The 8,810-nt window shown below is 69.9% G+C and carries 5 protein-coding genes; 2 read left to right on the top strand and 3 right to left on the bottom strand.

Going from position 1 to position 8,810, the window contains the following annotated elements; all coding sequences use genetic code 11:
• The coding region (locus GZ997_RS10395; RefSeq protein WP_162679839.1) for a glycoside hydrolase family 32 protein at positions 1–2,814 on the top strand (2,814 nt) is incomplete at its 5' end.
• A 901-nt stretch (positions 2,815–3,715) separates the two neighbouring features.
• On the opposite strand, the gene GZ997_RS10390 is transcribed toward GZ997_RS10395, so the two are convergent.
• Complete coding sequence (locus tag GZ997_RS10390) at positions 3,716–4,171, bottom strand: GNAT family N-acetyltransferase (RefSeq protein ID WP_202616215.1); 456 nt, start codon at positions 4,169–4,171, stop codon at positions 3,716–3,718.
• A 60-nt stretch (positions 4,172–4,231) separates the two neighbouring features.
• On the opposite strand from GZ997_RS10390, the gene GZ997_RS10385 reads away from it, so the two are divergent.
• Positions 4,232–4,669, top strand: a complete 438-nt coding sequence (locus GZ997_RS10385; RefSeq protein ID WP_162679838.1) for a hypothetical protein — start codon at positions 4,232–4,234, stop codon at positions 4,667–4,669.
• A gap of 92 nt (positions 4,670–4,761) precedes the next feature.
• Here the strand turns inward: GZ997_RS10385 and GZ997_RS10380 are convergent, their stop codons facing one another.
• Complete coding sequence (locus GZ997_RS10380; RefSeq protein WP_161925094.1) at positions 4,762–5,463, bottom strand: TetR/AcrR family transcriptional regulator; 702 nt, start codon at positions 5,461–5,463, stop codon at positions 4,762–4,764.
• Positions 5,464–5,539: 76 nt separating this feature from the next.
• Positions 5,540–8,242: an ATP-dependent chaperone ClpB gene (gene clpB / locus GZ997_RS10375; RefSeq protein WP_162679837.1), complete on the bottom strand. Its 2,703-nt coding sequence runs from the start codon at positions 8,240–8,242 to the stop codon at positions 5,540–5,542.
• Positions 8,243–8,810 lie beyond the last annotated feature (568 nt).

Raw genomic sequence — 8,810 nt, 5'->3', positions numbered from 1 at the left:
GCCGCCGTCGGCGCGGGAGCCTGCCTGCCCGCCGTCGGCGCCGCCGCGGAGCCCGCGGGCTCCGCAGCCGCCGATCCCTGGCGGCCCCTGGCCCACTACACACCCGAGACCAACTGGATGAACGACCCCAACGGCCTGGTGTACGTGGACGGCGAGTACCACATGTTCTACCAGTACAACCCGGAGGGCTCCCAGTGGGGCAACATGTCCTGGGGACACGCGGTATCCACCGACCTGGTGCACTGGGAGGAGCTCGACGTGGCCATCCCCTACACCGAGGACTACGGGGTGTTCTCCGGCTCGGCCGTCTACGACGAGCACAACACCTCCGGCCTGGGCACCGCCGACAACCCGCCCCTGGTGGCGGTGTGGACGCGCGCCGACAACCACAACGGCAACCAGTCCCAGTCGCTGGCCTACTCCACCGACAAGGGCCGCACCTGGACCACCTACAACGGCGGCGACCCGGTGCTGGACATCGGCTCCACCGAGTTCCGCGACCCCAAGGTGTTCTGGGACGAGGGCGCCGGGCGGTGGACGATGGTGGTGGCCCTGTCCGCCGACCACCAGGTGGTCTTCTACTCCTCGGACAACCTGATCGACTGGACCCGGCAGTCCACCTTCGGTCCCATGGGTGACACGAGTGCCGTGTGGGAGTGCCCCGACCTGTTCCCCATGGCGCTGGACGGCGACCCGAACAACGTCAAGTGGGTGCTGTCGCTGAGCGTGGCCGGCATGGGCCGGTACTTCACCGGGGACTGGGACGGCACCACCTTCACCGCGGACGCGCTGCCCAGCTACACCGGCGAGGGAACCGTCCTGGAGGACTGGGAGTCGGGCACCTACGCCGGCTGGACCACCACCGGCACCGCCTTCGGCCAGGCCCCGGCATCCGGGGACGCCACCGGGCACGTCGGCTCCTACTACGCGGACTCCTGGGGCGCGGGGGATGCGGACACCGGTTCACTCACCTCGGCCCCCTTCACCATTGAACAGGACTACCTGAACCTGCTCATCGGCGGCGGCAACCACCCCTATGACGCCACCGCCACCGCGGACGACGGCGGCGGGAGACTGCTGACCGGCTTCGACGCCGGCGACTGGGAGGGGTGGACCGTCACCGGCAACGCCTTCGGTGACGCCCCGCTGGCCGGCACCGCGCCCGGGCAGCAGGAGCTGATCAACATGCGGGGCACGGGCGTGCTCAACTCCTTCTACGACGTCGGCACCGGCCAGGGCACCGATGCGTCCACCGGCACGGCCACGTCCCCGGAGTTCACCATTGACGCCGACTACGTGAACCTGCTCATCGGCGGCGGCAACCACCCGGAGGCGGATGGCGGCGGCGCCACCGTGGTGCAGCTGCTGGTGGACGGCCAGGTGGTGCGCACAGCCACCGGCCGCAACCTGGAGGAGCTCAACTGGCAGAGCTGGGACGTGAGCGAGCTGCGCGGCACCACCGCCACGCTGCGCGTCGTCGACGAGAACACTTCCGGATGGGGACACATCCTGCTCGACGAGGTGCGGTTGTCGGACCGCGCCGCCACCACTATCCCCAACAACACCTCCGTCAATGTGGTGGTGGACGGCGAGGTGGTGGCCTCGGCCACCGGCCCGCAGTCCGGCACCCTGGACTGGACCAGCCTGGACCTGCGTCAGTGGCGGGGCCGGGAGGCCACCCTGGTGATTGAGGACAACAACCAGACCTCGGAGTGGGGCCACCTGCTGGTGGACACGATCGTCCAGTCGGATACGGCCGGCTTCAGCCAGACGCAGGCCATGCCGTACCTCGATTACGGGCGCGACTACTACGCGGCCGTCACCTGGAACGGTGCGCCGGATGGCGAGCGGTACACGGTCGCCTGGATGTCCAACTGGGACTATGTGAACGCGATCCCCACAACCTCGTGGCGCACGGCGATGACCATGCCGCGGCGGCTTGAACTGCGCACGCTGGACGGCGCCGCCCGGCTGACTGCCGCGCCCGTGCCCGGTATCGAGTCCCTGTACACCGGTGACGCGGTGGTGCTGGACGGCACCGCGATCCCGGAGGGCGCCACCGCCCTTGACGAGGCCGCACAGGGCACCGCCCTGGACATCTCCCTCACCCTGGACCCGGGTGCTGCCGCCACCAGCGGCATCGTCGTGCACGCGGCCGACGGGCAGGGCACCGTCATCGGCTATGACGCCGAGGCCGGCGAGGTCTACCTGGACCGCACCGCCTCCGGCGCCACCGACTTCTCGGCGGCCTTCCCGAGCGTTGAGCGCGTGGGCGTCTCGCCCGACGCGGACGGCCTGGTGCCGCTGCGGGTACTGGTGGACGCCTCCTCGGTTGAGGTATTCGCCGCCGATGGCGCGGTCACCATTACCGATGCCGTCTACCCGCAGGCCGAGGCGGTCGGGGTGTCCCTGTTCGCGGACGGAGGTGCGGCCACGGCGGTGCAGCTGCGCATCAACCAGCTGTCGGACTACCGCGACGCCGCCCCGACACCCGCGCCGACGGCTACGGCGACGGCCGCCCCGACGGATACGGCGACGGCCGCCCCGACGGATACGGCTACAGCGGCGCCCGCCCCGACGGCGCCACCGACACCCGCGCCGACGGCAGGAGCCGCTCTCCCGTCCGCAGCCTCCCCCACCACGGGCGGCGCAGGTGCCGCTAAGCCGACGGCGTCGCCGTCGGCTCCGACTGCGGGCCAGGGCGCCCCGGGCTCGCTGGCGCGCACGGGTGCGTCCGCGCCGCTTGTCCTGGTCATGGCGCTGACCGCTGTGGTTGCGGGAGCAGGCCTACGCGGCTTGCGGTACCGCAACTGACTTGCGGATTCGGGGGTATCCCGCATAAACGCAACCCATCCGTAACAGGACTCCCGCGGAATTCCGGGATTCTTGGGATGGATTAACCTGACGGGACGTCCTATGATTGGACGCGTCGGAACGCTCGCGGCATCGAGGAGGTTCAGGGACTCTGACGACGTGCCGGTGCGTTTGGGGTTGACGCGTTTCAGGGACCGCGCCCCCAAATCCGACCGAGGCCCCGCGCCGATGGCGCGGGGCCTCCTTTATTCTCCGAGCTCCTGCGAACACGAGTTATCGGGTATCGAGGGTTATCAACACGCCGATGAAGCAGGCGCTATCGGGGCCGCGGACACAATCAGGGTCGGTTATAAACAACAGGGCGCCCCGCGCAGCGAACGCCGCTCCGGATACGGCCGTGGCTCCGCATTGCGGGGTTGCCGGCACTAATGCGTGCGCGGTTCGGGCGTGTCGTGGGGGACGCGTCGCCGACCTCGTCGGCTTGGACCGTGTTCCGGCACTTGGATCGCCCCCGACGCGCTCCCGACCGCAGGAACGCGGTCCAACTGGAGGGACGCGGGCCGAGTGGGCCAAGTAGGGGCCCGGGAGGGTGCGGGCGCCGGTCCCGGCCGGCCTCACCGCCGTCGGCCGGCGCACCGGGCGCCGAGTCCCGCGCGCGGCGGACCGAAGTGTCCAGAATCGGCATAAACGACTCCGACGTCACCGACGACCACGGACAGAACGTTGAAATCATGCGGTTGTCAGACACGGCCCCAGCGGTCGCCAACGGCCTTTGTGCCGAATCCGGACACTCCACCCCCACGACGGGGACGCCCGAGGAGCACACCACCCACCAGCACCCACAAATCGGAAGAGCCCCATAACCGGGAGGCGAGAAGCTCGTTGAACTCCAGCCGAGCAGCTAAACCGGCGCGGCCTTGTCCGCCGATCCCAGGTCAAGCAGTGCCGCCGACGTCGCAGACATCCCACAACCAGTTTCGTAGAACGAGGCCAGTGGCGGGTCGTAGTCCACGTGCAGCCATCGGCATCCCCGGCGGCGCGCCTCCTGAGCGGCGACTTCCACCATCCGAGTACCGATTCCAAGCCCCTGGTGTCTCGGACTGACGCAGGTGTCCATCAAGATCGCATGGAGCCCGCCGTCGCCGAGTACATTGACGAAGCCGACGAGCGTGGTCTCCACACGGGTGGTGACCCAGAAGAGGCTGTGTTCTCGAAGCCGTGCCGCCCACGGGGGTGGTGGGACTTCGGCCTCCAACCCGAAGGCCTCGGCGTGCAGACGCTCCAATTCAGCATCGTCAACCGAACCGTTCACATGCGGGGTCGGCGAAGACGGCTGGTCTGGCTGGCGCGCGGTCACACACGAACGATACGTCCCGACCCGGGATTGCCGACCATCGTAGCGAAGTAGGGTCGAGACATGACGACACCACTTGAGCGGATCACCGCCCGCATCGCCCCCTTCTGGGACGCGGACGCCGGCGTGTACCGTCCCACGCCGCTGCTGACGTTGGAGGAGTTCTTCGAAGGCAACCACGTCACCGGCAGCATCATGGCCAATGTGGTGCTCGACGGCGAGCCGCAGGACATGCCCGACCCCCAGCAGGTATGCGCCGTCCTTGAGAAGCTTCTCTCCCGGGACGACGTTGACGACGTGCGGGTGGCGATCTCCATGTTTGACGACCCGGACTGGCCGTTCGCCGAGGAGGTCATGGTCGTCACCGATGTCCGGCCCGAGCAGGTCCGCAGCTGGTTTCCCGAGGCAATGGCCCCCGACCAAGTGCTGCCACTTCCCGACCGTGAACTCGAGGACATCGGCTGGCCCACCGAGCGGATTCGCGTGTGTTGGTGGGACTGATCATGCCGGAAGCGCTGGTCATATCAACCGATCCCGGCGGGGTGCCGCGGTGCCGGTGGGGAGGGTTCCATCGTGGCGGTGGGGAGGGGGAATCAGTCGATGCGCCAGCGCTGCTTGAGGTCGGCAACATACAGGCGCATTTCATCCACCATCCCGGTGCCGACGTTCGTCGCCGCGGCCGTGTCAGGCGTGGTGGCGCACAGCCACTGGATCTGCAGCCCGTCACTGAGCGCCACAACCGAACGCGCAATCAGCCGCGACGGCGCCTCGGGGCGCACCACCCCAGAGGCCTTGCCCCGCTCCAGGCTCTCCTCGATCTGGGCAATGGATTCCGCCAAGTGGTGAGCCAGCCAGGTGTGTGCGGGGTGCGCGGTGGCCAGCACCGCGGGCGTCGTCGCGGTGTATATCGCCACCAGGTCGCGGTGCTGGGTGTTGTGCTCAACCAGGGCGGCAAACGCGTCCAGCAGCGCCCACGGATCGTCCTTGAACCGGTCATCACCCAGCAGGCTCGCGCGGTCCTCCCGATCACGCCGCTCCAGCACCTGGGCGAACAACGCCTCCTTGGAGGAGAAGTGGTGCAGCAGCCCGGCCTTGGAGATCTCAGCGGCCGCGGCAATGTCCGCGAGGGAGGTACCCGCGTATCCGTGAGCGCCGAACAGGGCCACGGCCTCGTTGAGGATCCGTTCACGCTTGTCCTCGCTTCCGGCCGGCGGGCGGCCGGGGCCGCGCCAGCGCCCACCGGTGGAGGCGCCTGCGCCGGGAGCAGCAGGATCATGGGCCGAGATACCAGACATGCCCCTATTCTGGCACCGATGCCCGGCGGGCCCGGGCGGCGCGTCCCTGCGCGGGCAGCCCCGCCCGGGCGCCCGCTCAGCCCATCGGCGTGGCGGCCGACGGCGCCCAGGCCTCCCCGCGGGCGGTCAGCGCCAGGCCTGCGAGCACGCCCTCGGGACTGACATCGACGACTACCTCCTGGCCATCGAGCACCTCGCCGGCCAGCAGCATCTTGGCCAGTCGGTCGCCGATCTCCCGCTGCACCAGGCGGCGCAGCGGCCGGGCACCGAAGGAGGGGTCGTAGCCCTCGTCGGCCAGCCACTCCCGGGCGGCGTCGGTAACCGTAAGCGTGAGGCGGCGCCCCTGCAGCCGCTCGGACATGCGGGCCAGCTGGATGTCGACGATCTTGCCGAGCTCCTCCTTGGTGAGCGCGTCGAAGATCAGGGTGTCGTCAAGCCGGTTGAGGAACTCCGGCTTGAAGGCGCTGCGCACCGCGGTCATCACCGATTCACGCTTCTCATCCGGGGACAGCAGCGGGTCGATGAGGAACTGGCTGCCCAGGTTCGAGGTGAGCACGAGGATGGTGTTGCGGAAGTCGACGGTGCGGCCCTGGCCGTCGGTCAGGCGGCCGTCGTCGAGCACCTGCAGCAGGATGTCGAAGACCTCGGGGTGGGCCTTCTCCACCTCGTCCAGCAGCACCACCGAGTAGGGGCGGCGCCGCACGGCCTCGGTGAGCTGGCCGCCCTCCTCGTAGCCGACGTACCCCGGAGGCGCCCCGACCAGCCGGGCCACCGCGTGCTTCTCGGAGTACTCGGACATGTCGATGCGCACAATGGCGCGCTCGTCGTCGAACAGGAAGTCAGCCAGGGCCTTGGCCAGCTCGGTCTTGCCCACGCCCGTGGGTCCGAGGAACAGGAAGGAGCCGGTGGGCCGGTCGGGGTCGGACACGCCCGCGCGGGAGCGGCGCACGGCGTCGGCGACTGCGGTGACGGCCGCCTTCTGGCCGATCAGCCGTTCCCCGATGACCTCCTCCATGCGCAGCAGCTTGGCCTGCTCGCCCTGCATCAGCTTGCCGACGGGAATCCCGGTCCAGGCGGAGATGACCTCGGCGATCTCGGTGGGGCCGACCTTCTCCGCGATCATCGGCTCCGGGCCGACGCCCTCGCGCTCGACGCCGTCAGGGCCGACCACGGTGGTGTCGGCCGCCTCGGCGTCGCGGATCTGCTTCTCCAGGGCGGGCATCTCGCCGTAGCGCAGGCGCCCGGCCTCCTCGAAGCGGCCCTCGCGCTCGGCCAGGTCCGCCTTGGTGCGCAGTTCGTCCAACTGTGCGCGCAGTTCACCGACCTTGTTGTGGCCGGCCTTCTCCGCCTCCCAGCGGGCATTGAGCGCGGTCAGCTGCTCGGAGGCGTCAGCCAGCTCGGCGCGCAGCCGCTCCAGCCGGTCGACGGCGGCGGGGTCGGCACGGTCGCCCCCCTCCTCCAAGGAGTCGGCCAGGTAGGACTCCTCCATGCGCATGCGGTCCACGCGGCGACGCAGCTCGTCGATCTCCACCGGCGAGGAGTCCAGCTCCATGCGCAGCCGAGAGGCGGCCTCATCGATCAGGTCGATGGCCTTGTCGGGCAGCTGCCGGCCGGAGATGTAGCGGTCGGAGAGGGTGGCGGCGGCTACGAGCGCGCCGTCGGAAATGGTGACCTGGTGGTGGGCCTCGTACTTGGGGGCGATGCCACGCAGGATCGCGACCGTGTCATCCACGGAGGGCTCACCCACGTACACCTGCTGGAAGCGGCGCTCCAGGGCGGGGTCCTTCTCCACGTGCTCGCGGTACTCGTCCAGCGTGGTGGCGCCGACCAGGCGCAGCTCACCGCGGGCCAGCATGGGCTTGAGCATGTTGCCGGCATCCATGGCGCCCTCCGAGCCGGCACCCGCGCCGACGACGGTGTGCAGCTCGTCGATGAAGGTGATGACCTCGCCGTCGGAGTCCTTGATCTCCTTCAGTACGGCCTTGAGGCGTTCCTCGAACTCGCCGCGGTACTTGGCGCCCGCGACCATGCCGGACAGGTCCAGGGCCACAAGGCGCTTGCCGCGCAGGGAGTCGGGGACGTCGCCGGCGACGATGCGCTGGGCCAGACCCTCGACCACGGCGGTCTTGCCAACGCCGGGCTCGCCGATCAGCACGGGGTTGTTCTTGGTGCGGCGGGACAGTACTTGCACCACCCTGCGGATCTCGGCGTCGCGGCCGATCACCGGGTCGAGCTTGCCCTCGCGGGCCGCCTCGGTCAGGTCGGTGCCGTACTTCTCCAGGGACTTGTAGGTGCCCTCGGGGTTCGGGGAGGTGACGCGGGCGGAGCCACGCACCTGCGGCAGGGCCTCGCGCAGCTTCGGGGCGGTGGCGCCGGCGTCGGCTAGAAGCTTGGCGACGGGGTCGGCCGCGGGGCTGCCGGCCGCCAGGCCGATGAGCAGGTGCTCGGTGGAGACGTACTCGTCTCCCAGCTGCTTGGCCTCATTGCCGGCGGCCTCCAGAGCGGCGAGGAAGGCGCGCGAGGGCTGCGGCTGGGCGACGGAGGAGCCGGAGCTGGCCGGCAGCGACGTCAGTACGCGTCGGGTGGCCGCACCGATGGCCTGGCGGGCCGCGGCGTCGGGGACGACGGCGGCGAGCAGTCCGGCGGCAACGCCGTCGGTCTGGGTCAGCAGCTCGGAGAGCAGGTGCGCGGAGTCGACCTGCGGGTTGCCCGCGGCGGCGGCCGCCTGCATGGCTCCGGAAATCGCCTCCTGCGAGCGGGTGGTGAAGTTAGTGTCCATATGGACCTCCTTGACGTGGATGCCCGGACACAGGCGGTCCGGAGTTTCTGCACGCCTCAACCGACGCAGCCTTGAGTCTATTCCACTCAACTTTGTGTGACGGCGGATCCGAGTCGGAGCGCCGGTCACGACTTGCCATACGCCAGGTGCCACCGGGCGGCCCACCCGCCGCGCCCCGCGCGAGGGGTCGCAGCCGCTGGCCGTAACCGCAAAACTCCGCGCCATCCGGCCGCGCCCGCGCGCGAGGGGTCGCAGCCTGACCGCCGCGTCGCCGATCTGCGCCCGACCGAGCCGCGCCCGCGCGCGAGAGGTCGCAGCCAGTAGGCGCTGATCCGCCGAATACGACCTCATCGGCCCCGATACGACCCCCTGCGCCCGACCGAGTACGACCTCGCCAACCCGAGAACGACCTCCACGCGGCGAGTACGACCTCGCCAGCCCGAGAACGACCTCCGCGCGGCGAAAACGTCCTCGTGGGCCCGAAACCCTCCACGATGTGGAGGGTGTGGGGCGAATGAGGTCGTATTCGGTCGGCGGCGGGTGGTCGACTACGACCTCACACGCCCGA

Source organism: Actinomyces sp. 565 (assembly GCF_010365615.1).
Taxonomy (GTDB): domain Bacteria; phylum Actinomycetota; class Actinomycetes; order Actinomycetales; family Actinomycetaceae; genus Actinomyces.
This window is presented reverse-complemented; position numbering and strand designations above follow the sequence as displayed.